This is a genomic window from Ancylobacter amanitiformis (genome assembly GCF_030814815.1).
Lineage (GTDB): Bacteria > Pseudomonadota > Alphaproteobacteria > Rhizobiales > Xanthobacteraceae > Ancylobacter > Ancylobacter amanitiformis.
Genome location: NZ_JAUSVR010000010.1, coordinates 96,697 through 123,239, shown reverse-complemented (window position 1 = coordinate 123,239; position 26,543 = coordinate 96,697). Strand labels below are relative to the sequence as shown.

Genomic DNA, 26,543 nt, shown 5'->3' with positions numbered 1-26,543 from the left:
TCGCCCCCGCCCGCTCAGGCCGCGACCAATCAGGCGGCGTCCACTCGGACCGCGTCCACTCGGGCCGTGCCCATCTCGTCCAGCGCCATCGGCGATTCCGGGAGAACCTGCCCGCCATCGATCACCAGTCCCTGCCCGGTGATGTAGCCGGCCTCCTCGCTGGCGAAGAACAGCGCGGCATTGGCGATGTCGGCCACCGCGCCGAGCTTCTTCATCGGCACGCAGGCGGCGGTGGCGGCGATATAGGCCTCACCCATCCCCTCCATGCCCTCGGTGAGGATATTGCCCGGCATGACGGCGTTCACCGTGATGCTCCACGGCGCCAGTTCGATGGCGGCGGTGCGCATGAAGCCGAGCTGGCCGGCCTTCGACGCGCCGTAATGCGTCCAGCCGGGAAAGCCGGTGATCGGCCCGGTAATGGACGAGGTGATGACGATGCGCCCCTTGTTCTGCGCCTTCATCGCTGGGAGCACCGCGGAGACCGAGAGGAACGTGCCCTTCAGGTTGGTGCCGATGACATGGTCGAAATCGGCGGCCGTCATGTCGCCGAGCTTCGCGGCGGGGAAGATGCCGGCATTGGCGCACAGCACGTCGATCGCGCCATAGCGCTCCAGCGCCGCCGCGGCCATCGCCGCGCTGTCCTCCGGGCTGGTCACGTCGGCGGCGAAGGCGGAGGCGTGGGGGCCGATCTCGCCCGCCACGCGCTGCGCGTCCGCAATGTGGCGGCTCACCACGAGAACGTTGAGCCCGGCCTCGCCGAAGCGCCGCGCGATGCCGCGCCCGATGCCCTTGCTGGCGCCGGTAACGATGACGGTTTTCCCCGCGAGCGACGTGAACATGGATCGTCAATTCCCGAATGAATCTGTTGGGACAAGTGATTAGGCGCCGAGCCCACCCGCGCCGGCGCTCATTGCCGACGAATTAGGCTGCCTTCCTTTTCATCACGTTGCGCTGCAAACTTGATGTTGTAAAGCCCAATTCAGCATGTTTAGGATCACACAGGATCCAACATAAGAACCACATTGACCGCGCGGCCATCAGAGCTTCGCGCCCATAATCCAAGGGGATTTCGAGATGGCAGGCATTTCCAGAAGGTCGCTGCTGCAGGGCATGGGCGCAGGGATCGGCGCGCTCGCCGCCGGCCCGATGATCGGTTCCGGCCCGGCCCTCGCCGCGCGCGAGAAGGAACTGAACATCCTGTGCTGGGAGGGCTACAATTCCGCGCAGGTGCTCGACCCGTTCCGCTCCAGCACCGGCGCCACCGTGAAGGCCGAGAGCCTCACCAACGATCCCACCATGATCAACCGGCTGCGCGCCGGCGAGATCAACACCTGGGATCTGATCAATGTGAACAACCCCTGGGCGCGCAAGGTGATGCTGCCCGAGAAGCTGATCCGGCCGCTGCCGAAGGCCGAGTTCGAGCCCTTCTTCGCCAAGATGCTGCCCGAGTTCAAATGGCCCTATAAATGGGCGATGAGCGAGGATGGCGCGGAGCTGATCGGCATGGTCCAGCGCTTCGGGCCCTACAGCTTCGTCGTCAATACCGACAAGGTCAGCCGCAAGACCGCCGAGGATACCGGCTGGGACCTGTTCAACGATCCCGCGCTGGCCGGCAGATACGGCATCCTGGAATCCGACGACTGGAACGTCTTCAACATCTTCATCATCGCCGGCATCGACCCGTTCAAGGTGCACACGCCGGATGAGCTTGCCAAGTTCGAGGAGACCGCCAAGCGCGTCTTCAAGGGCGCCAAGCTGATCGGCGACATCGCCTCGATGAACCAGGCGCTGATTTCCGGCGAGATCGACCTGCACATGACCGGCGGCACCTATTCGGTCTCGCCGGCCCGCGCCGACGGTCATCCGAACCTGCGCGCCATCACCCCGCTCAGGGGCCCTCTGGCCGGCGGCAAGGGCGGCATCTCGTGGATCGAGGTGACGTCGACCGTGAACAACCCCAATCTCTCGCCGCTGGCGATCGATTTCCTGAAATACGTGCAGGCGCCCGACGTCGCCCACACCGTCGCCTTCGCCGAGGGCACGTTCAATCCCGTGGCGCAGATGGGCAATCCCGACTGCTTCAAGCTGTTCACCAAGGACGAACTCGACGCCATCCAGTGGGAAAGCCTCGGAGAAGAGATGGCCCGCTCGGTCGAGTACGACATCGTGCCGGACTACGACAAGGCGCTCGACATCATGAACGCCGCCAAGCGTCTGCGGGGGTAAGCGCCTGCGGGGGTAAGCGGGGCGGCTCCCTCTCCCCGTCGGGGAAAGGGGTGGGGCGAGGGGCCTTCGGCACTTGCCGATGGCGTCACCCCCTCACCGACCCGCAGCGCGGGCCACCTCTCCCCGATGGGGAGAGGGAAGAAATGGGGGGCTCCATCCGCCCCTTGTCCTCGACCACCTGCTCACGACCGGAAGACCCGCATGTTCCCGACGATGACCGCCCCCACCGCCCCTGCCCGCAGGCCGATCCTCCAGCTGGTCGGCGTGCGCAAGAGCTTCGGTGGGTTTCATGCCGTGCAGGGCATCGACCTCGACGTGCGCGAGGGTGAATTCCTCACCATTGTCGGCCCTTCCGGCTCGGGCAAGACCACGCTGCTGCGCATGCTGGCGGGCATGGACAGCCCCAGCGAGGGCAACATCACGCTGCATGGCGAACGCATCAACGACGTGCCGCCGAACAAGCGGCCGACCTGCCTCGTCTTCCAGTCGCTCGCGCTGTTTCCGCACAAGAGCGTCGGCGAGAACATCGCCTTCCCGCTCAAGGTGAAGGGCGTCGATGCGGCGGCCCGCAAGGCCCGCGCGCTGGAACTGATGGCAATCGTACGCCTGCCCGAGACCTATCACGACAAGAACGTGATGAAATGCTCGGGCGGCGAGCGTCAGCGCGTGGCGTTGGCAAGGGCGCTGGCCTATGACCCGGAAGTGCTGTTCTTCGACGAGCCGCTCTCGGCCATCGACTACAAGCTCAAGAAAACGCTGGAGAAGGAGCTGAAGGACCTGCACCGCGAGACCGGCAAGACCTTCATCTACATCACCCATTCGCTGGAAGAGGCGATGGTGATGAGCGACCGCATCGGCGTGATGCGCGCGGGCAAGCTGGTGCAGGTCGGCACGCCCGAGGAGATTTACGGCGCCCCGGTCGATCGCTTCGTGTGCGAGTTCGTCGGTGAGGTGAACAGCATCGAGGTGACGCGCGGAGCGGATGGCGGCTGGAGCGGCGTGGATGTGTCCGGCGCCTTCAAGGTCCAGCCCCCGCAGGGCATCGCGGAAGCCGGCGCGCCCGACCGCGCCTTCATCGTCATCCGCCCGGAATATATGCGCGTGCTCGGCCCCGGCGAGAGCGCCGACAACCGGGTCGAGGGCGTCGTCTACAACGAATATTCGCTCGGCTCGCGCATCCAGTACCAGGTGCGGGTGAATGCGCGGGACGGCGGGGAAAAGGTGATGCTGGTGGAACTCTCCCGCGCGCGGGCGCTGCCGGCGGGCGCCGAGCCCCGCGTCACGCTCGGCTGGGATGCTACTGATGCCTTCACGCTGAGGGGTTGAGCAATGGCGGACCTCACCATCGTCCAGCATGCCGAAGCCCCCCGCGAGGAGCGCCCGGCGCGCCGGCTCTCGGCGGGCGCGCTATGCGCGCTCCCGGTCATCGGGCTGCTCGCCCTCGGCTTTGCCGCGCCGCTGGTCGCCATCCTCGGCTATTCCGTGGCGACGCCGCGCTCCTTCGACGTGTTCCGCTCGTTCACGCTGGAGAATTTCGCCGCGCTGTTCGACCCCACCAACACGGTGTGGCTGTCCTTCCTGTGGTCCTGCGGCTTCGCGCTGCTCACCGTCGCGCTGCTGGCGGTGATCGCCTATCCCATCGCCTATGGGCTGAACAGGGTGTTCGGCCGCGCCTCGGCCTTCATCAGCGTTCTGTTCGTCTTTCCGCTCTTCGTCTCGGAAAACGTGCGGCTCTATGGCTGGGTGCTGTTCTACATCAAGAACGGCGTGCTCGACGGCACGCTGAAATGGCTCGGGCTCAACGGCGGGCCGGAAGTTCTGTACACGCCCGGCATCACCCTGTTCGGCATGCTCTACACCTACCTGCCCTTCATGCTGTTTCCGATGACGCTGGGCCTTGCCCTCGTGCCGCGCGATCTGGTCGATGCCGCGCGCGACCTCGGCGCCGGCCGCCTGTTCATCTGGCGGGAGATCGAATTGCCGCTCGCCATGCCCGGCATCCTGATCGGCATGCTGCTCACCTTCGTGCTGGCCATCGGCGCGACGGCGGAAGCGAAGATTCTCGGCGGCCAGTCGATCATCGTCATCTCGCACGATATCGAGATCGCCTTCACCTATTCGCAGAACTGGCCGGCGGGCTCGGCGCTGGCCGTCCTCGTCACCTTCTTCATCGGCGCGCTCACCCTGTTCGCGCTGTCGAAGCTGGACCTCGACCGCATGCTGGGGAGGCGCTGAGCCATGACACATCGGCGAACCCATGCGCTGATCTGGATCTGGACGCTGTTCGTCGTCGCGGTGGTCTATCTGCCCATCGCCTGCGGCGCGCTGGCCAGCTTCAACAAGAGCCGCTATTTCGGCTTCCCCGTGAAGGCCTATGCCACCGACTGGTGGGAGAAGACGCTGGATTCGATCGAGATCGGCATGATCGTGCGCAACTCGATCCTGATCGCGCTTCTGGTGACGGTGCTGTCCGTGCTCATCGCCACGTTCGGCGCGCTGGCCTTCGCGCGCTATGACTGGAAAGGGCGGCGGCTGTACCAGAAGCTCATCATGCTGCCGATCTTCTTTCCCCAGCCGGTGCTCGGGCTGGCCATGCTGCTCGGCTTCAGCGCGGTCGGCATCCAGACCTCGTGGATGACCGCCGTGTTCGCCCATCTGGTCTGGGTGGTGCCGGTGGTGACGCTGGTCATCGCCATCCAGGTCTATGGCTTCGACCCCTCGCTGGAGGAAGCCGCCATCGATCTCGGCTGCTCGCGCCTGCAGGTGCTGCGCGAGGTGACGCTGCCGCTGCTATGGCCCGGCATCTGGTCCGGCATGCTGTTCGCGTTCCTGCTCTCGTGGAGCAATTTCCCGCTGTCGCTCTATACGGCGGGCGCGGATTCCACGATCCCGAAATGGCTCTACGCGAAGATGGTGGCGGGCTACACGCCGATGGTGCCCGCGCTCGGCACCATGGCCACGCTGGGCGCCGCCGCCCTGCTCCTCACCGGCGGGCTGGTCGGAATTCTGGTGCGCCGGCGGACCGCGTCATGAGCCAGGACGACACCACGCGCGCGGGCGACCGGCGACGTCCGCGCCTCGACAAGGCGGCGCGCCACGAGCGCATCCTCAGCGAGATGCGCACCTGCGCGACGCTGCGCGTGGGCGACCTCGCCGCCGATCTTGAGGTCTCGACCGAAACCATCCGCCGCGACCTGTTCGAGCTGCAGGAAAAGGGCCTCATCAACCGCACCTATGGCGGCGCGGTGCGCCCCTTCGGCGACGAGCCCGCCGTGACCGAGCGCCACCGGCTGATGGTGGCCGAGCGCGAGGCGATCGCCGCCGTGACGGTGAAATTCATCCAGCCGAAGGAGGTGATCGCCATCGGCGCCGGCGCCACCACCACCCATGTGGCGCGCCGCATGTCGGCCGAGTGCCGCGACATCACCGTCATCACCCATTCCTTCTCGGTGGCAACCGTGCTCGCGCCCAATCCCACCATCGAGATCATCATGTGTCCCGGCCGCTACAATGCGCGCGAGGGGATGATGGTTGGCGCGGAAACCATCGACTTCCTGCAGAACTACAACGTCAACCGCGCCATTCTCGGCATTTCCGGCATCACCACCGATGGTCTCGCCGATGCCGAGGCGCCCGCCGCCTGGGTCTACAAGGCGATGATGAACCGGGCGGCGGAGACCATCGTGGTCTCCGACCACAAGAAGTTCGACGTGCAGGCGCTGGCCATCTGGGCGCGCATTCCCGACATCCAGCGCCTCGTGGTCGACGCCGCGCCCGCCGGCACGGTCGCGCGGGCGCTGGAGCGCGCCCATGTCGACGTCACCGTGGCGCGGAAATAGCGGCATGCGCATGCGGCATCCTCGACATGACACCCGCGCAGGGCGGGCCCATCCCGCGGCACCGCGCGGACGAACCTCCGACATGAGCCGGCTTCCATGACGCAACCCATAACGCCACTCATAACGCCACCCATGTATGACGACACCTTTCTCGCGCGGCTGGAGGCCGGCCTGCGCGCCGCCCTGCCGCGCTGGGGCCTGCCGGAGACCACCCATCTTCGGCTGCTGACCATCTCCGAGAACGCCACCTTCCGGGCCTGCGATCCCTTGAGCGGCCGCGATCTGGTGTTTCGCGTGCATCGCCCCGGCTATCACAGCCGCGCCGAGATCGAATCCGAGCTGGCCTGGCTCGCGGCGCTTGGCCGTGAGGCCCTCGTCGACACGCTCACCCCCATCGCGCAGAGCGACGGCGCGCTGATCGCCGATATCGACGATGACGGGCTCACCCGCCACGTCGTCGCCTTCGAGCTGCTGCCCGGCCGCGAGCCGGCGGAGGGCGAGGACCTGCCGCGCTGGTATCGCGAACTGGGCGCCATCAATGCGCGGCTGCACGCCCACGCCAGGGCGTGGGAGCGGCCGGAGGGGTTCGTGCGCAAGGTCTGGGACTTCGAGGCCATGCTGGGCGAGGTGCGATTGTGGGGCGACTGGCGGGCGGGTCTCGGCCTCGACGCGCCGGGCCGCGCGGTGCTGGAGCGCACGGCGCAGGTGCTGCGCGCCCGGCTGGAGGCCTATGGCAAGGGTGAGGACCGCTTCGGGCTGGTCCATGCCGACATGCGGGTCGCCAATCTTCTGGTCGAGGGCGAGCGGCTGAGCGTGATCGATTTCGATGATTGCGGCTTCAGCTGGTATCTCTACGACTTCGCCGCCGCCATCAGCTTCGCCGAGCACGAGCCTTACATTCCCGCGCTTCAGGCGGCGTGGATCGAAGGATACCGCACGGTCGCGCCGCTCGCGGATGAGGAATGCGCCATCCTGCCGGTCTTCATCATGCTTCGGCGCATGCTGCTGACCGCCTGGATCGCCTCGCATGCCGAGACCCCGACCGCGCAGGCGATGGGCGAGGCCTATACCCATGGCACGGTGGCGCTCGCCCGCGCCTTTCTCGCCGCCCATGACACCGAAGGTAACGACACCGGCGCCGCCAAGCCGGACGGCGGGAGGGCCACATCATGACCAGACAGCCGACGCCCCGGGAAGCGAGCCCGGAGACCGGCCGCGAGCAGCCGATCCTCTCGCTCAACGCCTTTGCCGGCGCCAAGGCGGCTCTGCCGCCCGACATCGCCGCGCTGGTCGAACGCCGCATCCGCAGCTTCGGCGCCGGTTCGGTGCTGTTCTATGACGAGCCGTTGAAGGTCGTGCGGGCCGAGGGCGCCTATCTCCATGCCTCGGACGGGCGGGCCTATCTCGATTTCTACAACAATGTGCCGACCGTCGGGCACTGCCATCCCCGGGTGGTCGAGGCGGTGCAGCGGCAGATCGGCGCGTTCAACATCCATTCGCGCTATCTCTTCGATATCGCGCATGATTATGCCGAGACGCTTCTCGCCACCTTTCCCCCGGCGCTCAGCAATGTCGTGCTCACCTGTACGGGGAGCGAGAGCAACGACCTGGCGCTACGCCTCGCCGCCCGCGCCAGCGGGGGTACCGGCTTCGTCGTCACCCGCACGGCCTATCACGGCAACACCGCCGCCGTGACCGAGGTCTCCCCCTCCTCATACAAGCGCGGCGGCCCGCCGGCCCATGTGCGCATGGTACCCGCGCCCGACCCGGCGCTCTTCGGCAATGACGTGGCGCAGGGCTTCACGGACGCGGTGTTCGCCGCCATTGCCGGCATGGAGGCGGACGGCATCCGCTTCGCCGGCCTGCTGGTCGATACCATCTTCTCCTCCGACGGCGTCTTCGCCGACCCGCCGGGCTTCCTCAAGGGCGCGGTGGAGGTGGCCCACGCGGCGGGCGGACTGTTCATCGCCGATGAGGTGCAGCCGGGCTTCGGGCGCACCGGCGCCGGCATGTGGGGCTTCGCGCGACACGGCGTCGAGCCGGATATCGTCACCCTGGGCAAGCCGATGGGCAATGGCTACCCGGTGGCGGGCCTCGTCACACGGCCGGAGATCCTGTCCGCCTTCTGCGCCGATTTCGGCTATTTCAACACGTTCGCGGCAAGCCCCGTCGCCACCGCCGCCGCGATGGCGGTGCTGGAGGCGATCGAGGCGGATGGCCTCATCGCCAATGCCGAGCGCGTCGGCCGCCATCTCGCCGGCCGGCTGCGTCACCTTCAGGGGCGCACGCCGATCACTGCCGTGCGCGGCGCCGGCCTCTATCTCGGGGTGGAGTTCGGCAGCGAGAACGGCCCCGCCCCGGACATCGCCAAGGGGCTGATCAACGGCCTGAAGCAGCGCGGCATCCTCATCGGCGCGGCCGGCCAATATGGCAACGTGCTGAAGATCCGCCCCCCGCTCTGCGTCACCGCGGCCCATGCCGACCAGCTGGTCGAGGCGATCGAGGATGTGCTGGCGGCCGGGTGAGGATCGCCAAATCGCGGGCGGCGGACCGGGCCCGCTCCGAAATGACAGGCGAGGCCGACAAAGACGCCGTGCCCCGGCCGGCTCAGTCGACCACGTTGGCGTAATCGTCGATCAGCGCCCGGAGGCGCTCGTCGCTGGCGTCCGGCCGGCGCGCGAAGACGGTCAGGTCCTCCACCTCGCTCACCGCCGCCGCCACCGTCTCCAGCGCGTGGTAGTGCGGGCGCGAGCGATAATCATGCACCATCAGCCGCGCCTCGGGGCCCGCCCGCAGCAGCGCCTGGCAGAAGCAGGCCACGCGAAACCGGCCGTCGATCAGATAGAGGTCGAAGCTCCGGCCGATCTCGTTCCAGATATGCTCGTGATAGTTGCGATAATCCACCTCGCCGGGAGCCTTGAGCGGGCGCCCCCAGCGGCCGGTCGGGCCGATATCGGCGAAGATGAAGCGGCGCTCATAGTCCGTGCCGGAGGACAGCGCGCGCATCTTCTCGATCCAGGCCGGATCGGATTCGACGCAGTAGACCGGCCCCTTCACCAGCCGGTCGGCCAGCAGCGTGCTGCCGCCCGCGCCGAATTCCATGTAGGAGCCCGCGCGGCCGAGGCAGTTCTCGAAGAGCGCGCGCTCGCACGCGGTCATATGCGGTTCCATGGCCCCTCCATCGCGGCAACCAAGCACGACACCGGCGGCACCGCAACGCACAGGAGGCGCCAAGCCATGGCGAATGCACGCAGTTCTGTCCGTGATCCACCGTGCAGATGCGAACGGTGCCCGCGCCCCTTGCGCCGGAGAGGACGGCCGCTACAAGAATCACCGTTGACAGCATCACAGGTGCGGAGGCGACGGCATGACCACGGTCCGGCTCTGGAGCGATGACGAAGCGGCGGCCGATCCGGCGGTGAAAGCGGTGTTCGACGACATCCGCGCCACGCGCAAATCGGATTTCGTCAACAATTTCTGGCGGGCCCTGGCCAATGATCCCGCCGCGCTCGCGCGCACCTGGGAGAGCCTCAAGGCGGTGATGCTCGCAGACGGGCCGCTGGACCCGATGACGCGCGAGTTGATCTACATCGCCGTGTCGACCGCCAATGGCTGTTCCTACTGCATCCACTCCCACACCGCCGCGGCGCGCGCCAGGGGCATGACCGATGCCCAGCACGGACACCTCATGGCCATTATCGGCATGGCGGCGCAGACCAACGCGCTCGTCACCGCGCTGCAGGTGCCGGTCGACGAGGCGTTTCTGGTCAAGACGGACTGAACGGCCTACGCCATGGTGAGGCGGCGCACGGCGTCGCGCCAGCCGGCCAGCTTCTCGGTCCGCGTCTCCTCCGGCATGGTCGGGGTGAATCGACGATCCAGCCGCCACGTATCGGCAAAGCGCCCCGGCGCCGGCAGGATGCCGGCCTGGTGGCCGGCGAGATAGGCGGCGCCCAGCGCCGTGGTCTCGCGCACCACGGGCCGGTCAACCGGCGCGGCCAAGAGGTCCGAGAGGCGCTGCATCGCGAAGCTGGAGGCCGCCATGCCGCCATCCACCCGCAGCACCGTCGGCCGGCGCGCGGCGCCGCCCGCGGTGCGGTTCCAGTCGTCGCGCATGACGTCGAGCAGGTCCGAGGTCTGGTAGCAGACGCTCTCCAGCGCCGCGAGGGCGAATTCGGCGCGCGACGTCGCCCGTGTCAGGCCGAAGATCGCGCCGCGCACATCCGGGTTCCAGTAGGGCGCGCCGAGGCCGACAAAGGCCGGCACCAGATAGATGTGCTGCGCCGGATCGGCCGCCTCGGCCAGCGCCTCGCTCTCCGCCGAGGTACCGATGATGCCGAGCCCGTCGCGCAGCCACTGCACCGCCGCACCGGCGACAAAGATGGAGCCCTCCAGCGCATAGGTGCGCTTGCCCCCGAGCTGGTAGGCGATGGTGGTGAGCAGCCGGTTCTGGGACTTCACCGGCGTCTCGCCGGTGTTCAGCAGCACGAAGCAGCCGGTGCCATAGGTCGACTTGATCATGCCCGGCTGGAAACAGGCCTGCCCCACGGTTGCCGCCTGCTGGTCGCCGGCCATGCCGCCAATGGCAATGGCGCCGCCGAACAGCGCCGGGTCGGTGGTGCCGAAATCGGCCGCGGAATCCTTCACCTCCGGCAGCAGCGAGCGCGGCACGCGCAGCAGCGCCAGCAGATCCTCGTCCCACGCGCCGGTATGGATGTTGAACAGCAGCGTGCGCGCGGCATTGGTGGCGTCGGTCGCGTGCACGGCGCCGCCGGTGAGCTTCCACAGCAGCCAGCAATCGACCGTGCCGAAGGCCAGTTCCCCCCGCTCCGCGCGGGCGCGGGCGCCGGGGACATGATCGAGGATCCAGGCGATCTTGGTGCCGGAGAAATAGGGATCGAGAATGAGCCCGGTGCGCTCGCTCACCAGCGCCTCATGCCCCTCGGCCCGCAGCCGCGCGCAGTGCTCGGCCGTGCGGCGGTCCTGCCAGACGATGGCGCGATAAATCGCGGCGCCGGTCTTGCGATCCCAGATGATGGTGGTCTCGCGCTGGTTGGTAATGCCGATGGCGGCGATATCGCGCGCGTTCACCCCGGCCTGCGCGATGGCCTGCCGGCAGGTGGCGAGCGTCGTCCGCCACAGGTCTTCCGCCTCGTGCTCGACCCAGCCGGAGGCTGGAAAGTGCTGGGGGAATTCCTGCTGCGCCTGCGCCGCGATACCGGTGTCCGGCCGGAACAGGATGGCCCGCGAGGAGGTGGTGCCCTGGTCGATGGCGAGGAGATAGGAGGTCATGGCAAAACCCTCACGGACAGGCGCGATCCCGCGAACGGCCGCAGGCCGCATCCGGGATCGCGGGTCGTTTTATCAGGCGAGATGGCGGGGAGCGATCCCGGCTATTCAGCTTCGTCTCCGGCGGGAATGACGGAAGAGAAAATTCATCGGCCCCGAGGCGGACGAAAGCCCTCCCCCCCTAGGGGAGAGGGTTGAGCGAGGGGCATCGTGCCCGATGAGGAAGGTCACGCCCCCTCGCCCGACGCCAGCGGCGTCGACCTCTCCCCGGCGGGGAGAGGTTAAGCAGCCGCTCCGTTCGTCTACTTCTGCGGCGGAGTCGCGGGCCAGCTCTTGATGAGCGTATCGTAGTCGATGGTCTCGCCCTGCGGCTTCTCGTTCGCCAGCTTGGGCTGGGGCGCGAGGTTGCCTTCCTTCTTGGCGAGGTCGACCCAATACTGCATCGGGTGCTTCTCGTTCAGCTTCGGGCCGCATTCGCCCTGCACGCCGGACTTCTCAAGGCGCGCCATCACCGATTCCTGGGCCTCGGCCAGCGCATCCATCGCCGCCTGCGGGGTCTTGGCGCCGGAGGAAGCGTCACCGATATTCTGCCACCAAAGCTGCGCGAGCTTGGGATAATCCGGCACGTTCGAGCCGGTGGGCGACCACTGCACGCGAGCCGGCGAGCGGTAGAACTCGATCAGGCCGCCGAGCTTGGGCGCGCGCTCGGTGAAGCTCTTGTCCCAGATATCGCTCTCGCGGATGAAGGTGAGGCCGATATGGCTCTTCTTCAGCGAGACGGTCTTGGAGGTGACGAACTGGGCATAGAGCCAGGCCGCCTTGCGCCGCTCCAGCGGGGTGGACTTGAGCAGCGTCCAGGAACCCACGTCCTGGTAGCCGAGCTTCATGCCGTCCTTCCAGTAGGCGCCCTTCGGCGAGGGGGCCATGCGCCATTTCGGGGTGCCGTCGGCATTCATGACCGGCAGGCCGGGCTTCACCATGTCGGCGGTGAAGGCGGTGTACCAGAACATCTGCTGGGCGATGGTGCCCTGCGCCGGAACCGGGCCGGCTTCGGAGAAGGTCATGCCGAGCGCCTGCGGCGGCGTGTACTTCTTCAGCCAGTCGATATATTTGACGATGGAATAGACGGCCGCCGGGCCATTGGTGTCGCCACCGCGCTCCACGGTCGAGCCGGTCGGGCGGCAGCCCTCCATGCGGATGCCCCACTCGTCCACCGGCTTGCCGTTGGGCAGCCCGCGATCGCCATTGCCGGCCATGGAGAGCCACGCGTCGGTGAAGCGCCAGCCGAGCGAGGGGTCCTTCTTGCCATAATCCATGTTGCCATAGATCTTGACGCCATTGACCTCCTTCACGTCGTTGGTGAAGAACTCGGCGATGTCCTCATAGGCCGACCAGTTCAGCGGAACGCCGAGATCATAGCCATACTTGGCCTTGAACTTGGCCTTGATGTCCGGGTTGGTGAACCAGTCATAGCGGAACCAGTAGAGGTTCGCGAACTGCTGGTCCGGCAGCTGGTAGAGCTTGCCGTCCGGCGCGGTGGTGAAGCTGAGGCCGATGAAGTCCTTGAGGTCGAGCGTCGGCGAGGTCACGTCCTTGCCCTCGCCGGCCATCCAGTCGGTCAGCGGCACGGCCTGCTTGTAGCGGAAATGCGTGCCGATGAGGTCGGAATCGTTCACCCACGCATCGTAGATGTTCTTGCCCGACTGCATCTGCGTCTGGATCTTCTCCACCACGTCGCCCTCCTGGATGAGGTCGTGGGTGAGCTTGATGCCGGTGATTTCGGAGAAGGCCTTGGCGAGGGTCTTCGCCTCGTATTCATGCGTGGTGATGGTCTCGGAGACGACGTTGATCTCCATGCCCTTATAGGGCTCGGCCGCCTTGATGAACCATTCCATCTCCTTCAGCTGCTCGTCCTTCGAGAGCGTCGAGGGCTGGAACTCAGCATCGATCCACTTCTTGGCAGCGGCCTCGTCCGCGCGCACCGGCGCGGCCAAGGCGAACAGTGCTGCCGCGCTTGCGGCGAGCAGCAGGCGTGTACGGCATTGTGACAGCTTCATTGGTCATTCCTCCCGTTTCTTCCCAAGTGCCGCGGCCTGCCGCCGCGTGCGATTCACACGAAGCGGAACACCGCCAGTGCGTAGACAAGGCAGAGCGCGAGCGCCCAGCCGAGATCGGGTCCTGCCAGGCCAAGCCAGGCGAGATTGATGAAGGCGCTGCCAAGCAGCGTGATGAACAGCCGGTCGCCCCGCGTGGTGGGGATGCCCAGCACGCCCACGCGCGCGCGCTCCGGCTTGAACAGCGCCACCAGCGTGAAGACGATGAGCAGGCTGGCGATGATGACGAAGAACAGCCCGGTCTGCCAGGTCCACGCCATCCACGCGGCATTTTCGGCGAGGTGGGCGGTGAAATCGTCCATGTTTGCCTCCCCTCACACCCGCCCGAGGGCAAAGCCCTTGGCGATGTAGTTGCGCACGAACCAGATCACCAAGGCGCCGGGAATGATGGTGAGCACGCCGGCGGCGGCGAGCAGGCCCCAGTCCATGCCGGCGGCGGAGACCGTGCGGGTCATCGTGACGGCGATCGGCTTGGCGTTGGTGGCGGTGAGCGTGCGCGCCAGCAGCAGTTCGACCCACGAGAACATGAAGCAGAAGAAGGCGGCCACGCCGATGCCGGAGGCGATCAGCGGCATGAAGATCTTCACGAAGAAGCGCGGGAAGGAATAGCCGTCGATCGCCGCCGTCTCGTCGATCTCGCGCGGCACGCCGGACATGAAGCCTTCCAGGATCCACACCGCCAGCGGCACGTTGAACAGGCAATGCGCCAGCGCCACCGCCCAGGGCGTGTCAAACAGCCCGATGGCGGAATAGAGATTGAAGAAGGGCAGCGCGAACACCGCCGGCGGCGCCATGCGGTTGGACAGCAGCCAGAAGAACAGATGCTTGTCGCCCACGAACGTGTAGCGCGAGAAGGCATAGGCCGCCGGCAGGGCGAGGCTGATCGAGATGATGGTGTTGAGCACCACATAGGTCAGCGAATTGATGTAGCCGGTATACCAGCTCGCATCGGTGAAGATCTTTATGTAGTGCTCGAAGGTGAGGTCGCGCGGCCACAGCGAGACCGTGGTGTTGATCTCGAAATTGGTCTTCAGGCTCATGTTGACGAGCCAGTAGATCGGCAGCAGCAGGAAGATGAGGTACAGCACCATGATGAAGGTGCTGGCGCGCGAGGACTGGTTCATGCCGGCTCTCCCCGGTCCGCGCGCTCGCTGCCGGTGTTGGTCATCACGGTGTAGAACACCCAGCACACGGCGAGCACGATCAGGTTGTACACGAGGCTCATCGCCGCCGCCTTGCCGAGGTCGAACTGGCCGAGCGCGAGCTTCACGAGGTCGATGGACAGGAAGGTGGTGGCGTTGCCCGGCCCGCCGCCTGTCAATACGAAGGGCTCGGTGTAGATCATGAAGCTGTCCATGAAGCGCAGCAGCACCGCGATCAGCAGCACCCGCTTCATCTTGGGCAGCTGGATGGTGGTGAAGATCGCCCAGCGCGAGGCGCCATCGATCCGCGCGGCCTGGTAATAGGCGTCGGGGATCGACTTGAGGCCGGCATAGCACAGCAGCGCCACGAGGCTGGTCCAGTGCCACACATCCATCACCACGATGGTGATCCAGGCGGAGAGCGTGTCGCCGGTGTAATTATAGTCGATGCCGAGCCAGTTCAGCCCATAGCCGAGCAGGCCGATATCGGCGCGCGCGAAGACCTGCCAGATAGTGCCGACCACGTTCCACGGGATCAGCAGCGGCAGCGCCATGACCACGAGCGTGGCCGCCACCTTCCAGCCCTCGCGCGGCATGGAGAGCGCGACGAGGATGCCGAGCGGCACCTCGATGGCGAGGATGATGGCGGAGAAGGCGAGGTTGCGCCACAGCGCCGCGAAGAAGCGCCCGCCAAGCTCGGTGGAGGGGTCCAGCAGTTCCTGAAACCAGCCGAGGCCGTTCCAGAAGAACTGGTTGTTGCCGAAAGTGTCCTGAACGGAGTAGTTCACCACCGTCATGATCGGCAGGATGGCCGAGAAGGCGACGATCAGGAAGACCGGCGCGACCAGCAGCCAAGCCCGGTTGTTGATCGGTTTTTCCATCAGACGCCCCCCTCGCCGGCCACCAGCGCGCCATCGGCGTAGATGTGGATCTGTGCCGGGTCCAGCTTCAGCCCGGCCGCGTCGCCTTCGATCGACAGGCCCTCGGGCACGGTGGCCGCCGCCGCGTGCCCGGCAATCTCGATGCGGGCGATGCGGGTTCGGCCGAGATCGTCGATCCGCCGCACCTTCACCGGCAGGCCCGAGCCGGCGCGGGCGAGCTGGGCGAATTCCGGCCGCACACCCAGTTCGATCCGGGCTCCGGCCGGCAGGGCCGGATAGGCGCATGGCAGGGCGATGGCGATACCCTCGATATAGGCGGTGCGCCCGCGCACCTCGGCCGGCAGCACGTTCATGCCCGGCGAGCCGATGAAATGGCCGACAAAGGTGTGCGCCGGGCGCAGGAACAGCTCTTCCGGCGATCCGGTCTGCACCACCGAGCCGTCATGCATCACCACCACCGTATCGGCGAAGGTGAGCGCCTCGGTCTGGTCGTGCGTGACATAGATCATGGTGAGGTCGAGCGCGCGGTGCAGTTCCTTCAGCGAGGAGCGCAACTGCCATTTCAGGTGCGGGTCGATGACGGTGAGCGGCTCGTCGAACAGGATCGCCGCCACGTCCGCCCGCACCAGCCCGCGCCCGAGCGAAATCTTCTGCTTGGCGTCGGCGGTCAGGTTCTGCGCCTTGCGGTCCAGCACCGCGGAGAGGTCGAGCCGGCTGGCGATTTCCTCGACCCGGCGGACGATGTCGGCGCGCGGCACATGCCGGTTCTTCAGCGGGAAGGCGAGGTTCTCGCGCACCGTCATGGTGTCGTAGACCACGGGGAACTGGAACACCTGCGCGATGTTGCGCGCCTCGGTCGGCAGGTGCGTCACGTCGCGCCCGTCGAACAGGATGCGCCCTGTGGTCGGCGTCACCAGGCCCGAGATGATGTTGAGCAGCGTGGTCTTGCCGCAGCCCGAGGGCCCGAGCAGCGCATAGGCGCCGCCCTGCCGCCAGACATGGTTGATTTCCTTGAGCTGGTAGTCCTGCGGCCCGCGCGGATCGGGCCGGTAGGCGTGGGCGAGATGATCGAGGGTGATGCTGGCCATGACGCGTCTCCCTCAGGCCGCCACGTCGAGCACACGCCCGGCGCGCGCGCCGGTGGCATCGAACAGCAGGATATGGCCGGGGTCGAACACCACGTCGACCGCCGCGCCGGGCTCATAGGTGCGGATGCCGGGCAGCAGCGCGATCAGCCCCGCTGCGTCCACCCCCTCCCCGGCCGCCACCATGTGCAGGAAGGTTTCCGAGCCGGTGATTTCCGCCACCGACACCGAGGCGCGCAGGCGGAAGGCCGCGCCATCGGCGGGCGGCGCCTCATAGGCCGCGCCATCCTCCACCCGCAGGTGATGCGCCCGCACGCCGATCGTGTAGGCCCCGTCCGGCACGTCGGCAAAGGCACCCGCCGCCGCGATGGCGTCCCCCGAGGCGAGGCGCACGCGGCCCGCCGCCTTGGTCGCGCGCAGCACGTTGAGCGGGGGATCGGAGAATACCCGCGCGGTCGCGAGATCATGGGGATGGCGATAGACACCGGCGGTCGGGCCGAACTGGGTCAGCGCGCCCTCGCGCAGCGTCGCGGTGTTGCCGCCGAGCAGCAGCGCCTCGGTCGGCTCGGTCGTGGCATAGACGAATACCGCCCCGGTCGAGGCGAAGATGCGCGGCAGTTCCTCGCGCAGTTCCTCGCGCAGTTTGTAGTCGAGATTGGCCAGCGGCTCGTCGAGCAGCACAAGATCGGCGCGCTTCACCAGCGCGCGGGCGATGGCGCAGCGCTGCTGCTGGCCGCCGGACATTTCCAGCGGCCGGCGCTGGAGATAGGGCTCCAGCTTGAGCAGGCGCGCCGCCTCGACGACGCGCGCCTCGATCTCCGCCCGGGGCAGGCCGGCCACGCGCAGCGGCGAGGCGATGTTCTCGTAGACGCTGAGCGCGGGGTAATTGATGAACTGCTGGTAGACCATGGCGACGGAGCGCTTCTTGACCGACAGGCCGGTCACGTCGCGCCCATCCGCCAGCACGCGCCCCGAGGTCGGCGCGTCGAGCCCGGCCATGAGTCGCATAAGGCTGGTCTTGCCCGAGAGCGTGGCGCCGAGCAGCACGTTGAGACTGCCGCGCTCAAGGCGCAGCGACACGTCGCTTATATGGGGAACGCCGTGCACGGCACGGCTGACCTTCTCAAGTTCGAGCGTCATGACGCGCGCCCCCGTGCGGCGGAAACCTGTGGCTGACGCATCATGCTCGCCTGCATGAAGGCGTCCAGCGCCTCGACCTGCTCGCGGGTGAAACGCAGCCCCAGCTTGGAGCGACGCCACAGCACGTCCTCGGCCGTGCGGGCCCATTCCTCGCGCATGAGATAGAGCACCTCCGCCTCGGTGAGGTCGGCACCGAAAGTGCGGCCGAGATCGGCGGCCGAGCGGGCCCCGTCCAGCAGCCGCAGCGCGCGGGTGCCATAGGCCACCACCAGCCGGCGCGCCTGCCGCTCCTCCAGAAAGGGATGCGCCCGCTTCAGTTGCGCGACGATGCGCATTTGCCCGTCCACCGGGAAGTCGCCGCCCGGCAGCGGCTCGCCCCCGGTCCAGGACGCGCGCGACAGCGTGGGGAGGAAGGGGCCGAGCTTCTGCAGCGCATGCTCGGCCAGCCGACGATAGGTGGTGATCTTGCCGCCGAAAACCGAGAGCAGCGGCGGGCGCCCGGATGGCGGGCTACCGCCCTCGCCCTCGCCGCCCTCCAGTTCCAGAACGTAGTCGCGTGTCGCTTCCTGTGCCTTGGAGGCACCGTCATCATAGAGCGGGCGCACCCCGGAATAGGTCCACACCACCGTGTCCGGCGTCACCGGCGTACGGAAATACTCGCTGGCCGCCGCGCAGAGATAGGCAATCTCCTCGGGGCTCGCCACCGGCTTGCCCGGCACCCGGCCGAAGTCGCGGTCGGTCGTGCCGATCAGCGTGAAATCATGCTCATAGGGGATGGCGAAGACGATGCGCCCGTCGCCATTCTGGAAGATATAGGCGCGGTCATGCTGGTAGAGCCTGGGCACCACGATGTGGCTGCCCTGCACCAGCCGGACATTGGCGGGGGTGTTGATGCGCAGCACCTGCGCCAGCACCTCGTGCACCCACGGGCCGGCGGCATTGACCAGCACCCGCGCCCGCACGATCTCGCGCCCGCCGCCCGGCGGCTCGACCTCGATCTGCCAGTGGTCGGCGGCGCGCACCGCCCCCGTCACCCGGGAGCGCGGGCGGATGTCGGCGCCGCGCTCGGCCGCGTCCAGCGCGTTGAGTACGACAAGCCGCGAATCCTCCACCCAGCAGTCGGAATACTCGAAAGCCCGCGCATAGCCGGCCCGCAGCGGCGCGCCGGCCTCGTCATGCCGCAGGTCCAGCGTGCGCGTGGCCGGCAGGCGCTTGCGCCCGCCCAGATGGTCGTAGAGGAACAGCCCCAGCCGCAGCAGCCAGGCCGGCCGCAGCCCCTTGTGATGGGGCAGCACGAAGCGCAGCGGGCGGATGATGTGCGGCGCGATGCCCCACAGGACCTCGCGCTCCATCAACGCCTCGCGCACGAGGCGAAACTCGTAATGTTCGAGATAGCGAAGGCCGCCATGGATCAGCTTGGTGGAGGCCGACGAGGTCGCCCCGGCGAAATCGCCCTGCTCCAGCAGCACGACCGACGCCCCGCGCCCCGCCGCGTCGCGCGCGATCCCGCATCCATTGATGCCCCCGCCAATGATGGCGATATCGTATAGCGGGTCGAGCGCACGAGCGTCCACGCCATCTCCTCCCAGTGACGGCTCCCTTTACGTCAGGAGCGCTTTCGTTTTTATCTTCACATGGACGCTATACGAAAGCTTACCTGTCCACAACGGGGCTTCAAACGAAAGACTCGAACTTTCGTTTGAGTGCAATGCAGCATTTTCGTGACAGCGCTGCCCGCCAAAAGCGGACGCCCGCGGGGGCGATCCCGCGGGCGTCCGGCGGTGTGACGGATCGGCCGGCGCGCGCGGCCCGGCGGCCTCCCGCGAAGGATCAGGCGTAGCGCGACAGGGCGAATTCCGCGCTGTCAATGTCGGGCTTGGCGCCGCTGACCAGATCGGCCAGCAGGCGCCCGGAACCGCAGGACATGGTCCAGCCCAGCGTGCCATGGCCGCCATTGAGGAACAGGTTGGGATAGCGGGTCGCCCCGATGATCGGCGTGCCGTCCGGCGTCATCGGCCGCAGCCCGGTCCAGAAGGTCGCCCGGCTCTGGTCGCCCGCCCCGCCGAACAGGTCCTCGACCGAATGTTCCAGCGTGGCGCGCCGCGCCGGCGGCAGATCGAAGTTGAAGCCGGCGATCTCCGCCATGCCACCCACGCGAATGCGGTCGCCGAGCCGGGTGATGGCCACCTTGTGCGCCTCGTCCATCACGGTGGAAACCGGCGCGCGCGCCTCATCGACGATCGGCACGGTGATCGAATAGCCCTTGACCGGGTAGATCGGCAGGCGCAGCCCGAGCGGGGCCAGCAGCGCCGGGGCATAGCTGCCGAGAGCGGCGACATAGGCGTCGCCCCGCACCTCGCCCGTCGCCGTCTCAACCGCCAGCACCCGGCCAGCCGAATGCGTGATGCGGCGGATGTCGACCCCATAGCGGAAGGTGACGCCGAGCCCCTCGGCCAGCTTCGACAGCGCCTGGGTGAACAGGAAGCAGTCGCCGGTCTCGTCGCCCGGCAGGCGCAGGCCACCCACGATCTTCTGCGCGGAGCCCGCGAGGCCCGGCTCGGCGGCGACGCAGCCGGCGCGGTCGAGCACCTCGAACGGCACGCCGTCCTTCTTCAGCACCTCGATGTCCTTGCCGATATTGTCGAGCTGCCTCTGCGTGCGGAACACTTCGAGCGTGCCCTGCATACGCTCGTCATAGGCGATGCCGGTCTCCGCGCGCAGGGCGATCAGGCAGTCGCGGCTATATTCGGCGATGCGCACCATTCGGCCCTTGTTCACCGCGTAGCGCGCCGCCGTGCAATTGGCGAGCATGGCCAGCATCCAGCGCCAGGTGGCGAGATCCGCCCTCGGCTGGAGGATCAGCGGCGCGTGCTTCATGAACAGCCATTTCAGCGCCTTCTGCGGAATGCCGGGCGCCGCCCAGGGCGAGGAATAGCCGGGCGAGACCTCGCCGGCATTGGCGAAGCTGGTCTCCAGCGCCGGGCCCGGCTGGCGCTCCAGCACCGTGACCTCGTGGCCCGCCTTGGCGAGGTAATAGGCCGAGGTGACGCCGATCACGCCGGCGCCGAGGATGACGACTTTCATGGAAGGCCTCTGGTTCTCTTCTTGCGACGTTTGGCGGCGGTCAGCAGGAGTGGCGACGGGCGGCGACGGGCAGCGGGCGAGTTCAGCGGTAGACCCGATGATAGCGCGTCCCGAGGCGGGTCAGGATCTCGTAGGCGATGGTGCCGGCGGCGCTCGCCATGTCCTCCAGTGTCTGATGCGGGCCGATCAACTCGATCAGGCTGCCGAGCCCGAGCGTGCCCTGCGGCAGTTCGGTGACATCGAGCGTCACACTGTCCATCGACACCCGCCCGACCATGGGCAGGCGCGTGGCACCGAGATAGCCGGCGCCGCGATCGCTGAGATGGCGCGGCACGCCATCGGCATAGCCGGCGGCGAGTGTGGCGAGGCGACGCTCGGTCCCGGTCACATGCGCGCCGCCATAGCCGACACGGGCGCCGGCCGGCACGGTGCGGGTCTGGATCACCCGCACGTCGAGCCGCACCACCGGCGCCATCGGATTGGCGATGCCGGCGACCGGCGCGCCGCCATAGAGCGCGATGCCGGGACGCACCAGCGTGCCGTGATAGTCCGGCCCCAGGAACACGCCGCCGGAATTGGCGAAGCACATTTCCACGCCGGGAAAGGCACGCGCGAATCGCTGCATCTCGGCCAGTTGCGCGGCATTCTGCGCATTGTCCGGCTCATCGGCGCTGGCGAGGTGGCTCATGACATGGAGCACCCGCACCCCCTCGAGCCGGGCCGGCGTGGCGATCAGCGCCTCCACCTCGTCCGGCGCGAGGCCGAGCCGCGACATGCCGGTGTCGAACTGGATGAGCGCGGGCAGCGTGCGACGCTGCGCGCCGGCCAGCCGGGACCAGCGCTCGACCTGATCGAGGCTGTTCAGCACCGGCACGATGCCGGCCTCCGCCGCCGCCGGTTCCGCGCCGGGCTGCAAGCCGTTGAGAATGTAAAGCCGCGCATCCGGCCCCAGCGCCGGGCGCAGCACCCGCGCCTCGGAAAGATGGGCGACGAAGAAATCGCGGCAGCCGGCCGCGTAAAGCGCGGGAGCGACGCGCAGCGCGCCGAGCCCATAGGCATCCGCCTTGACCACGCCGGCCACCCGCGCCGCGCCAACCCGCGCCTGCAGCGCCCGGTAATTGGCGGCCAGGGCGCCGAGATCGATGGTCAGAATTCCCGGCGCCGCGTCGACCGCCAGTTGCTCGCTTGAAATCTCGCCGAACATCACCCGTCCCCGCAGCTGCCGAACGGGGACCGATTGTAATGCGCGAATCACGCAAATTCCGGTCGATTTGCGCATGCATCCGCCATTCGATACTAATTTATGGCCGGATCGATGAATTTTTCGGAGGAACCGCCATGAGCGCGCTCGACGCCACGGACCGCAACATCCTGCGCCTGCTGCGCCTCGACGCCCGCATGAGCACGGCGAAGATCGCCGAGGAGGTCGGGCTTTCCGCCTCCACCTGCCTGCGCCGCATCAAGCTGATGGAACATAGCGGCGTCATCCGCGGCTACACCGCGCTGATCGACCACGCCGCGCGCGAGGCCGGCATGGCGGTGATCATCAACATCACGCTGGAGCGGCAGACCGAGGATTATCTCAACCGTTTCGAGGCCGCCGTGCGCCGCCACCCCGAAATTCAGGAATGCTATCTCATGACCGGCGGCTCGGATTACCTGCTGCGTGTCGAGGTGGAGACCCCCGGCGATTTCGAGCGCATCCACACCGAGATTCTATCCACCCTGCCCGGCGTGCTGCGCATTCACTCCAGCTTTTCCATCCGCAACGTGCTCGGCGCGCGCCGACGGGCGCGGTAGACCGGCGCGGTAGGGGCAGGAGCGATGAACCGTGCTGAAGTGCGCGCTCGCGCGCGCGTATAAAGATCGACAGTTCACATCGCGGGGGAGTGGGACGTCCCGTTCATTGACAATCAATTAATTGATAAGCTATCGCTCCTGCAAGAATAGGTGGGAAAAGTCGAAGAAGGTGGGCAATCTTGGGTTGCGGGCGCGACGGATCCGGCGATGTGTCGAGCGCTGGATCACACGGCGCTCGTCCGATCCCCCCTGTGGCGTGCGCCTCACGATCCGGCAGTGCCCCGCCGCGCCCCCTGGCTGCGCACGCTCCCGTCGCGCATCGAACGCCGTTTTCGGGGACGGCACAGCCGGGCGGGAATGCCGGTCGGCGTCGGCCGGTCCGCCCGCTGACGGGCGCGCAGCCCGCCAGGCTCGTGCATCGCAAGGCCGAGGACAGCGCCGCAATGGCTCCTCGGCTCCGACCGCACGACATTGTCGGCGCGCTGTTCACATGATGCGTCGACCCTCGGGTATCACTCCTCCAAACTCATGAATGGAAAGCCGAATGAAAGCGGTCATCTTGGCTGGTGGGTTGGGTACGCGCTTTGCCGAGGAAACGGACCTCAAGCCCAAGCCCCTGATCGAAGTCGGCGGCAAGCCGATCATCTGGCACATCATGAAGATTTATTCCGCCAATGGGATAAATGACTTCATCATCTGCCTTGGCTATAAAGGCTATTTGATCAAAGAATATTTCAACAACTACTTCCTTCACATGTCGAATGTCACGTTCGACATCAAGAATAACAGCATGGAAGTGCACGACGTCCAGGCCGAGCCGTGGCGCGTCACGCTGGTCGATACGGGCGAACTGACCATGATCGGCGGGCGCATCAAGCGCATCCTCCCCTATGTCGGCGACGACACCGCGTTCTGCCTGACCTATGGCGATGGCGTCGGCGATGTCGACATCAAGGCGACGATCGACCTCCACCGCAAGGAGGGGCGCCTGGCGACGGTGACGGCGGTGCAGCCGCCCGGCCGGTTCGGCGCGATCAATTTCGACGGCAACCGCGTCACCGGCTTTCAGGAAAAGCCGGTCGGCGACGGCGGCTGGATCAATGGCGGCTATTTCGTGCTGTCGCCCAAGGTCGGCGACTATATCGAAGGGGATTCCACGGTGTGGGAACAGGAGCCGATGCGCCAGCTTGCGGCCGAGGGCAATCTGAGCGCCCATTTCCACCGCGGCTTCTGGCAGCCCATGGATACGCTGCGCGACAAGCGTCAGCTCGAGGAGATGTGGGCGTCGGGCAAGGCTCCCTGGAAGACTTGGTAGAACAAGACCTGATAGAACGCGACTCGGTAGATTGAGGGTTCGATAGATGCGTGTGTTGATCACCGGCAACATGGGGTATGTCGGGCCCGTCCTGACGCGCTTCCTGCGCGATAACGTGGCCGATTGCGAACTGATCGGCTTCGATGCCGGCTTCTTCGGCCACTGCCTCACCAATGCGGGCACCCTGCCGGAAACGCTGCTGGACCGGCAGGTCTTCGGCGATATCCGCGATTTCCCCGTCGAACTGCTCGATGGCGTGGACGCGGTGGTGCATCTGAGCGCCGTCTCGAACGACCCGATGGGCAACAAGTTCGAGGCCGTGACCCACGAGATCAACCAAGTCGCCAGCATCCGCCTCGCCGAGGCCGCGGCGGCGCGCGGGGTGAAGAATTTCGTCTTCGCCTCCAGCTGCTCGATGTATGGCTATGCCGAGGGCGGCGCCCGCACCGAGAACGACCCGACCAACCCGCTCACCGCCTATGCCCGCTCGAAGATCGGCTCTGAGGAGGGCTTCCAGCAGGCGGACCTGGGCAACCTCACCGTCACATCGCTGCGCTTCGCCACCGCCTGCGGCATGTCCGACCGGCTGCGCCTCGACCTCGTGCTCAACGATTTCGTGGCCTGCGCCCTCACCTCGGGCGAGATCACCGTGCTGAGCGACGGCACGCCGTGGCGGCCGCTGATCGATGTCGAGGACATGGCCCGCGCCATCACCTGGGCCATCACCCGCGACGCCGCCAAGGGCGGCACGTTCCTGGCGGTGAATGCCGGCCGCGACGAGGGCAACTATCAGGTGTCGGAACTCGCCGCCGCCGTGGCCCGCCATGTGCCGGGCACCAAGGTCTCGATCAACACCAGCGCGCCGCCGGACAAGCGCTCCTACAAGGTGGATTTCGCGCTGTTCAAATCGCTGGCACCGGAATGGATTCCGCAGGTCAGCCTCGACCAGTCGATCGAGCGGCTGGCCGGCGGGCTCACCGGCATGGCCTTCGCCGACAAGGATTTCCGCAATTCGCCCTATATGCGCCTGAAGACGCTGGAGCGTCACATGGCCACCGGCCGCCTCGGCCCCGAGCTGCGCTGGGCTCCGGGCGGGCGCCGCTGAACGCTGGGAAAACCGACGATGAAATTCCACAAGACCCCTCTCGAGGGCGCCTATCTCATCGAGCTGGAGCGGCGCGGCGACGACCGTGGCTTCTTCGCGCGCTTCTTCTGCGAGAAGGAGTTCGGCGCGCAGGGGCTGGAAACCCGTTTCGTGCAGGTAAACAACTCGCTCAGCAGCAAGGCGGGCACGCTGCGCGGCCTGCATTACCAGCTGCCCCCCGCCGGCGAGGTCAAGCTGGTGCGGGCGATCAAGGGCGCGCTGTGGGATTGCATCGTTGACCTGCGCGCCGGCTCGCCCACGTTCGGCAAGTGGTTCGGCGCCGAACTGAACGACGACAACCGGCTGATGATGTATGTGCCGCGCGGCTTCGCCCACGCCCTCATCACCCTCACCGACAATGTCGAGGCGCTTTATCTGGTGAGCGAATTCTACGCCCCGCAGCAGGAGCGCGGCGTGCGCTGGAACGACCCGGCTATCGGCATCGAATGGCCGATCCAGCCCACCGAGATTTCCGACAAGGACGCCGCCTGGCCGGATCTGAACGACGCCTTCCACGGCATGGAGTCGATGCGGGGCCTGACATGAAGGTCCTGCTCACCGGCGCCAGTTCCTTCACCGGCTATTGGTTCGCGGAAGCGCTGGCAAAGGCGGGGGCGCAGGTCGTCGCCCCGCTCACGGCCGGCCGCGCCGATTATGCGGAAGGAGCGCGGGCGCAGCGCGTCGCCCGGCTCGGCACCGTGGCTGAGATCGTCGAGCATGCCCCGTTCGGCTCCGAGCGTTTCCTGGACCTCGCCGGGACGGGCGGCTTCGACCTGCTCTGCCATCACGCGGCACGGGTGGGCGATTATCGCAGCCCGGATTTCGATGTTGCCGGCGCGCTGGCCGAAAACACCCATAATCTGCGGCCCGTGCTCGGCGCGCTGGCGCGGGGCGGGCTCAAGGGCGTGGTACTCACCGGCAGCGTGTTCGAGCAGGATGAAGGGGCTGGCGAGGAGCCGCGTGTCGCCTTCTCGCCCTATGGCCTCTCCAAGGGGCTGACCGCCACCGTAGTGGAACACCGCTGCCGCGAAATTGGCCTGCGCTATGGCAAGTTCGTCATTCCCAACCCGTTCGGCCCGCTCGAAGAACCGCGCTTCTGCTCCTATCTGATCCGCACCTGGCGCGAGGGCAAGGCGGCCCGGGTCAACACGCCGGATTACGTGCGCGACAATATTCATGTGTCGCTGCTGGCATCGGCCTATGCGAGGTTTGCCAGCGCCGTGGAGGGCGGCGGCCCGGCAGTGCGCAGGCTCAACCCCAGCGGCTATGTCGAACGGCAGGGCGCCTTCGCCCAGCGTTTCGCCGCGGCGATGCGTGAGCGGCTGGGATGGGCGTGCGGCGTCGAACTCGGCATCCAGTCCGATTTCAGCGAGCCGCTGATGCGCGTGAACACCGATTCGGCGTTCCGCTATGTCGGCGCCTGGGATGAGGTGGCGGGCTGGGACGCGATCGCGGAATTCTATCACGGATGAGAGAGGTGACAG

The 26,543-nt window shown here is 67.2% G+C and carries 25 protein-coding genes; 13 read left to right on the top strand and 12 right to left on the bottom strand.

Features of this window, described 5'->3' with window-relative positions:
• Positions 1 to 29: 29 nt before the first annotated feature.
• A complete protein-coding gene (gene fabG, locus QOZ99_RS15370; RefSeq protein ID WP_306890874.1) occupies positions 30 to 839 on the bottom strand; it encodes a 3-oxoacyl-ACP reductase FabG in 810 nt (269 codons plus the stop codon).
• Between the two features lie 235 nt (positions 840 to 1,074).
• Here fabG and QOZ99_RS15365 point away from each other — a divergent pair, with 235 nt between their 5' ends.
• The 7 genes from QOZ99_RS15365 (at position 1,075) to QOZ99_RS15335 (ending at position 8,590) form a co-directional block, all read left to right on the top strand.
• The gene (locus tag QOZ99_RS15365) at positions 1,075 to 2,226 is read left to right on the top strand and encodes an ABC transporter substrate-binding protein (protein ID WP_306890873.1); all 1,152 of its coding nucleotides are present in this window, start codon (positions 1,075 to 1,077) and stop codon (positions 2,224 to 2,226) included.
• A 201-nt stretch (positions 2,227 to 2,427) separates the two neighbouring features.
• The gene (locus QOZ99_RS15360; protein WP_306890872.1) at positions 2,428 to 3,552 is read left to right on the top strand and encodes an ABC transporter ATP-binding protein; all 1,125 of its coding nucleotides are present in this window, start codon (positions 2,428 to 2,430) and stop codon (positions 3,550 to 3,552) included.
• Between the two features lie 3 nt (positions 3,553 to 3,555).
• Positions 3,556 to 4,461, top strand: coding sequence for an ABC transporter permease (locus QOZ99_RS15355; RefSeq protein WP_306890871.1), 906 nt, complete (start codon positions 3,556 to 3,558; stop codon positions 4,459 to 4,461).
• A gap of 3 nt (positions 4,462 to 4,464) precedes the next feature.
• A complete protein-coding gene (locus QOZ99_RS15350) occupies positions 4,465 to 5,259 on the top strand; it encodes an ABC transporter permease (protein ID WP_306890870.1) in 795 nt (264 codons plus the stop codon).
• A complete protein-coding gene (locus QOZ99_RS15345) occupies positions 5,256 to 6,065 on the top strand; it encodes a DeoR/GlpR family DNA-binding transcription regulator (protein ID WP_306890869.1) in 810 nt (269 codons plus the stop codon). The genes QOZ99_RS15350 and QOZ99_RS15345 overlap by 4 nt, the downstream gene beginning before the upstream one ends.
• Before the next feature lie 96 nt (positions 6,066 to 6,161).
• A complete protein-coding gene (locus QOZ99_RS15340; RefSeq protein ID WP_306890868.1) occupies positions 6,162 to 7,238 on the top strand; it encodes a phosphotransferase enzyme family protein in 1,077 nt (358 codons plus the stop codon).
• Positions 7,235 to 8,590, top strand: coding sequence for an aspartate aminotransferase family protein (locus QOZ99_RS15335; RefSeq protein ID WP_306890867.1), 1,356 nt, complete (start codon positions 7,235 to 7,237; stop codon positions 8,588 to 8,590). Before QOZ99_RS15340 ends, QOZ99_RS15335 begins: the two co-directional genes overlap by 4 nt.
• Before the next feature lie 82 nt (positions 8,591 to 8,672).
• Here QOZ99_RS15335 and QOZ99_RS15330 read toward each other — a convergent pair whose 3' ends face one another.
• On the bottom strand, positions 8,673 to 9,236 hold the full coding sequence (locus QOZ99_RS15330) for a hypothetical protein (protein ID WP_306890866.1): 564 nt from the start codon (positions 9,234 to 9,236) through the stop codon (positions 8,673 to 8,675).
• A gap of 196 nt (positions 9,237 to 9,432) precedes the next feature.
• On the opposite strand from QOZ99_RS15330, the gene QOZ99_RS15325 reads away from it, so the two are divergent.
• Complete coding sequence (locus tag QOZ99_RS15325; protein ID WP_306890865.1) at positions 9,433 to 9,846, top strand: carboxymuconolactone decarboxylase family protein; 414 nt, start codon at positions 9,433 to 9,435, stop codon at positions 9,844 to 9,846.
• A gap of 5 nt (positions 9,847 to 9,851) precedes the next feature.
• Here the strand turns inward: QOZ99_RS15325 and glpK are convergent, their stop codons facing one another.
• The 10 genes from glpK to alr all read right to left on the bottom strand — a co-directional run bounded on the left by glpK (position 9,852) and on the right by alr (position 22,004).
• Positions 9,852 to 11,357, bottom strand: a complete 1,506-nt coding sequence (glpK, locus tag QOZ99_RS15320) for a glycerol kinase GlpK (RefSeq protein ID WP_306890864.1) — start codon at positions 11,355 to 11,357, stop codon at positions 9,852 to 9,854.
• 299 nt (positions 11,358 to 11,656) lie between these two features.
• A complete protein-coding gene (locus QOZ99_RS15315; protein WP_306890863.1) occupies positions 11,657 to 13,411 on the bottom strand; it encodes an ABC transporter substrate-binding protein in 1,755 nt (584 codons plus the stop codon).
• 53 nt (positions 13,412 to 13,464) lie between these two features.
• Positions 13,465 to 13,770 (bottom strand): DUF2160 domain-containing protein, encoded by a 306-nt coding sequence (locus tag QOZ99_RS15310; protein ID WP_306890862.1) that lies wholly within the window; start codon positions 13,768 to 13,770, stop codon positions 13,465 to 13,467.
• Positions 13,771 to 13,782: 12 nt separating this feature from the next.
• Positions 13,783 to 14,592, bottom strand: coding sequence for a carbohydrate ABC transporter permease (locus QOZ99_RS15305; RefSeq protein WP_306890861.1), 810 nt, complete (start codon positions 14,590 to 14,592; stop codon positions 13,783 to 13,785).
• Positions 14,589 to 15,491, bottom strand: coding sequence for a carbohydrate ABC transporter permease (locus tag QOZ99_RS15300; protein WP_306890860.1), 903 nt, complete (start codon positions 15,489 to 15,491; stop codon positions 14,589 to 14,591). The genes QOZ99_RS15305 and QOZ99_RS15300 overlap by 4 nt, the downstream gene beginning before the upstream one ends.
• Entirely contained in the window at positions 15,491 to 16,579 is a 1,089-nt protein-coding gene (locus tag QOZ99_RS15295; protein WP_306890859.1) for an ABC transporter ATP-binding protein, read from the bottom strand. The genes QOZ99_RS15300 and QOZ99_RS15295 overlap by 1 nt, the downstream gene beginning before the upstream one ends.
• A gap of 12 nt (positions 16,580 to 16,591) precedes the next feature.
• Positions 16,592 to 17,716 (bottom strand): ABC transporter ATP-binding protein, encoded by a 1,125-nt coding sequence (locus QOZ99_RS15290; RefSeq protein WP_306890858.1) that lies wholly within the window; start codon positions 17,714 to 17,716, stop codon positions 16,592 to 16,594.
• Positions 17,713 to 19,290 (bottom strand): glycerol-3-phosphate dehydrogenase, encoded by a 1,578-nt coding sequence (glpD, locus tag QOZ99_RS15285; protein WP_306890857.1) that lies wholly within the window; start codon positions 19,288 to 19,290, stop codon positions 17,713 to 17,715. Before glpD ends, QOZ99_RS15290 begins: the two co-directional genes overlap by 4 nt.
• Before the next feature lie 256 nt (positions 19,291 to 19,546).
• The gene (locus QOZ99_RS15280) at positions 19,547 to 20,800 is read right to left on the bottom strand and encodes a D-amino acid dehydrogenase (RefSeq protein WP_306890856.1); all 1,254 of its coding nucleotides are present in this window, start codon (positions 20,798 to 20,800) and stop codon (positions 19,547 to 19,549) included.
• A gap of 82 nt (positions 20,801 to 20,882) precedes the next feature.
• Positions 20,883 to 22,004 (bottom strand): alanine racemase, encoded by a 1,122-nt coding sequence (gene alr / locus QOZ99_RS15275; RefSeq protein ID WP_306890855.1) that lies wholly within the window; start codon positions 22,002 to 22,004, stop codon positions 20,883 to 20,885.
• Between the two features lie 134 nt (positions 22,005 to 22,138).
• On the opposite strand from alr, the gene QOZ99_RS15270 reads away from it, so the two are divergent.
• The 5 genes from QOZ99_RS15270 to QOZ99_RS15250 all read left to right on the top strand — a co-directional run bounded on the left by QOZ99_RS15270 (position 22,139) and on the right by QOZ99_RS15250 (position 26,531).
• Positions 22,139 to 22,600 (top strand): Lrp/AsnC family transcriptional regulator, encoded by a 462-nt coding sequence (locus QOZ99_RS15270; protein WP_183189870.1) that lies wholly within the window; start codon positions 22,139 to 22,141, stop codon positions 22,598 to 22,600.
• Positions 22,601 to 23,144: 544 nt separating this feature from the next.
• The gene (gene rfbF / locus QOZ99_RS15265; RefSeq protein ID WP_306890854.1) at positions 23,145 to 23,915 is read left to right on the top strand and encodes a glucose-1-phosphate cytidylyltransferase; all 771 of its coding nucleotides are present in this window, start codon (positions 23,145 to 23,147) and stop codon (positions 23,913 to 23,915) included.
• A 46-nt stretch (positions 23,916 to 23,961) separates the two neighbouring features.
• Positions 23,962 to 25,020: an NAD-dependent epimerase/dehydratase family protein gene (locus QOZ99_RS15260; RefSeq protein WP_306890853.1), complete on the top strand. Its 1,059-nt coding sequence runs from the start codon at positions 23,962 to 23,964 to the stop codon at positions 25,018 to 25,020.
• 18 nt (positions 25,021 to 25,038) lie between these two features.
• Positions 25,039 to 25,605 carry a dTDP-4-dehydrorhamnose 3,5-epimerase gene (gene rfbC, locus QOZ99_RS15255; RefSeq protein WP_306890852.1) on the top strand — a complete coding sequence of 189 codons (567 nt, stop codon included), beginning with the start codon at positions 25,039 to 25,041 and terminating at the stop codon, positions 25,603 to 25,605.
• Positions 25,602 to 26,531, top strand: a complete 930-nt coding sequence (locus QOZ99_RS15250; protein WP_306890851.1) for an NAD-dependent epimerase/dehydratase family protein — start codon at positions 25,602 to 25,604, stop codon at positions 26,529 to 26,531. Before rfbC ends, QOZ99_RS15250 begins: the two co-directional genes overlap by 4 nt.
• The last annotated feature ends 12 nt before the right edge of the window (positions 26,532 to 26,543 follow it).

Bases quoted from the DNA above. Each gene is read 5' to 3' on its own strand.
- QOZ99_RS15290 (WP_306890858.1), bottom strand. From the start codon at position 17,716: ATGACGCTCGAACTTGAGAAGGTCAGCCGTGCCGTGCACGGCGTTCCC.
- QOZ99_RS15305 (WP_306890861.1), bottom strand. From the start codon at position 14,592: ATGAACCAGTCCTCGCGCGCCAGCACCTTCATCATGGTGCTGTACCTC.
- QOZ99_RS15280 (WP_306890856.1), bottom strand. From the start codon at position 20,800: ATGAAAGTCGTCATCCTCGGCGCCGGCGTGATCGGCGTCACCTCGGCC.
- QOZ99_RS15295 (WP_306890859.1), bottom strand. From the start codon at position 16,579: ATGGCCAGCATCACCCTCGATCATCTCGCCCACGCCTACCGGCCCGAT.
- QOZ99_RS15260 (WP_306890853.1), top strand. From the start codon at position 23,962: ATGCGTGTGTTGATCACCGGCAACATGGGGTATGTCGGGCCCGTCCTG.
- QOZ99_RS15355 (WP_306890871.1), top strand. From the start codon at position 3,556: ATGGCGGACCTCACCATCGTCCAGCATGCCGAAGCCCCCCGCGAGGAG.
- QOZ99_RS15250 (WP_306890851.1), top strand. From the start codon at position 25,602: ATGAAGGTCCTGCTCACCGGCGCCAGTTCCTTCACCGGCTATTGGTTC.
- QOZ99_RS15365 (WP_306890873.1), top strand. From the start codon at position 1,075: ATGGCAGGCATTTCCAGAAGGTCGCTGCTGCAGGGCATGGGCGCAGGG.
- QOZ99_RS15340 (WP_306890868.1), top strand. From the start codon at position 6,162: ATGACGCAACCCATAACGCCACTCATAACGCCACCCATGTATGACGAC.
- QOZ99_RS15325 (WP_306890865.1), top strand. From the start codon at position 9,433: ATGACCACGGTCCGGCTCTGGAGCGATGACGAAGCGGCGGCCGATCCG.
- QOZ99_RS15345 (WP_306890869.1), top strand. From the start codon at position 5,256: ATGAGCCAGGACGACACCACGCGCGCGGGCGACCGGCGACGTCCGCGC.
- QOZ99_RS15330 (WP_306890866.1), bottom strand. From the start codon at position 9,236: ATGGAACCGCATATGACCGCGTGCGAGCGCGCGCTCTTCGAGAACTGC.
- fabG (WP_306890874.1), bottom strand. From the start codon at position 839: ATGTTCACGTCGCTCGCGGGGAAAACCGTCATCGTTACCGGCGCCAGC.
- QOZ99_RS15335 (WP_306890867.1), top strand. From the start codon at position 7,235: ATGACCAGACAGCCGACGCCCCGGGAAGCGAGCCCGGAGACCGGCCGC.
- QOZ99_RS15270 (WP_183189870.1), top strand. From the start codon at position 22,139: ATGAGCGCGCTCGACGCCACGGACCGCAACATCCTGCGCCTGCTGCGC.
- QOZ99_RS15310 (WP_306890862.1), bottom strand. From the start codon at position 13,770: ATGGACGATTTCACCGCCCACCTCGCCGAAAATGCCGCGTGGATGGCG.
- rfbF (WP_306890854.1), top strand. From the start codon at position 23,145: ATGAAAGCGGTCATCTTGGCTGGTGGGTTGGGTACGCGCTTTGCCGAG.
- QOZ99_RS15315 (WP_306890863.1), bottom strand. From the start codon at position 13,411: ATGAAGCTGTCACAATGCCGTACACGCCTGCTGCTCGCCGCAAGCGCG.
- rfbC (WP_306890852.1), top strand. From the start codon at position 25,039: ATGAAATTCCACAAGACCCCTCTCGAGGGCGCCTATCTCATCGAGCTG.
- glpK (WP_306890864.1), bottom strand. From the start codon at position 11,357: ATGACCTCCTATCTCCTCGCCATCGACCAGGGCACCACCTCCTCGCGG.
- QOZ99_RS15350 (WP_306890870.1), top strand. From the start codon at position 4,465: ATGACACATCGGCGAACCCATGCGCTGATCTGGATCTGGACGCTGTTC.
- alr (WP_306890855.1), bottom strand. From the start codon at position 22,004: ATGTTCGGCGAGATTTCAAGCGAGCAACTGGCGGTCGACGCGGCGCCG.
- QOZ99_RS15360 (WP_306890872.1), top strand. From the start codon at position 2,428: ATGTTCCCGACGATGACCGCCCCCACCGCCCCTGCCCGCAGGCCGATC.
- QOZ99_RS15300 (WP_306890860.1), bottom strand. From the start codon at position 15,491: ATGGAAAAACCGATCAACAACCGGGCTTGGCTGCTGGTCGCGCCGGTC.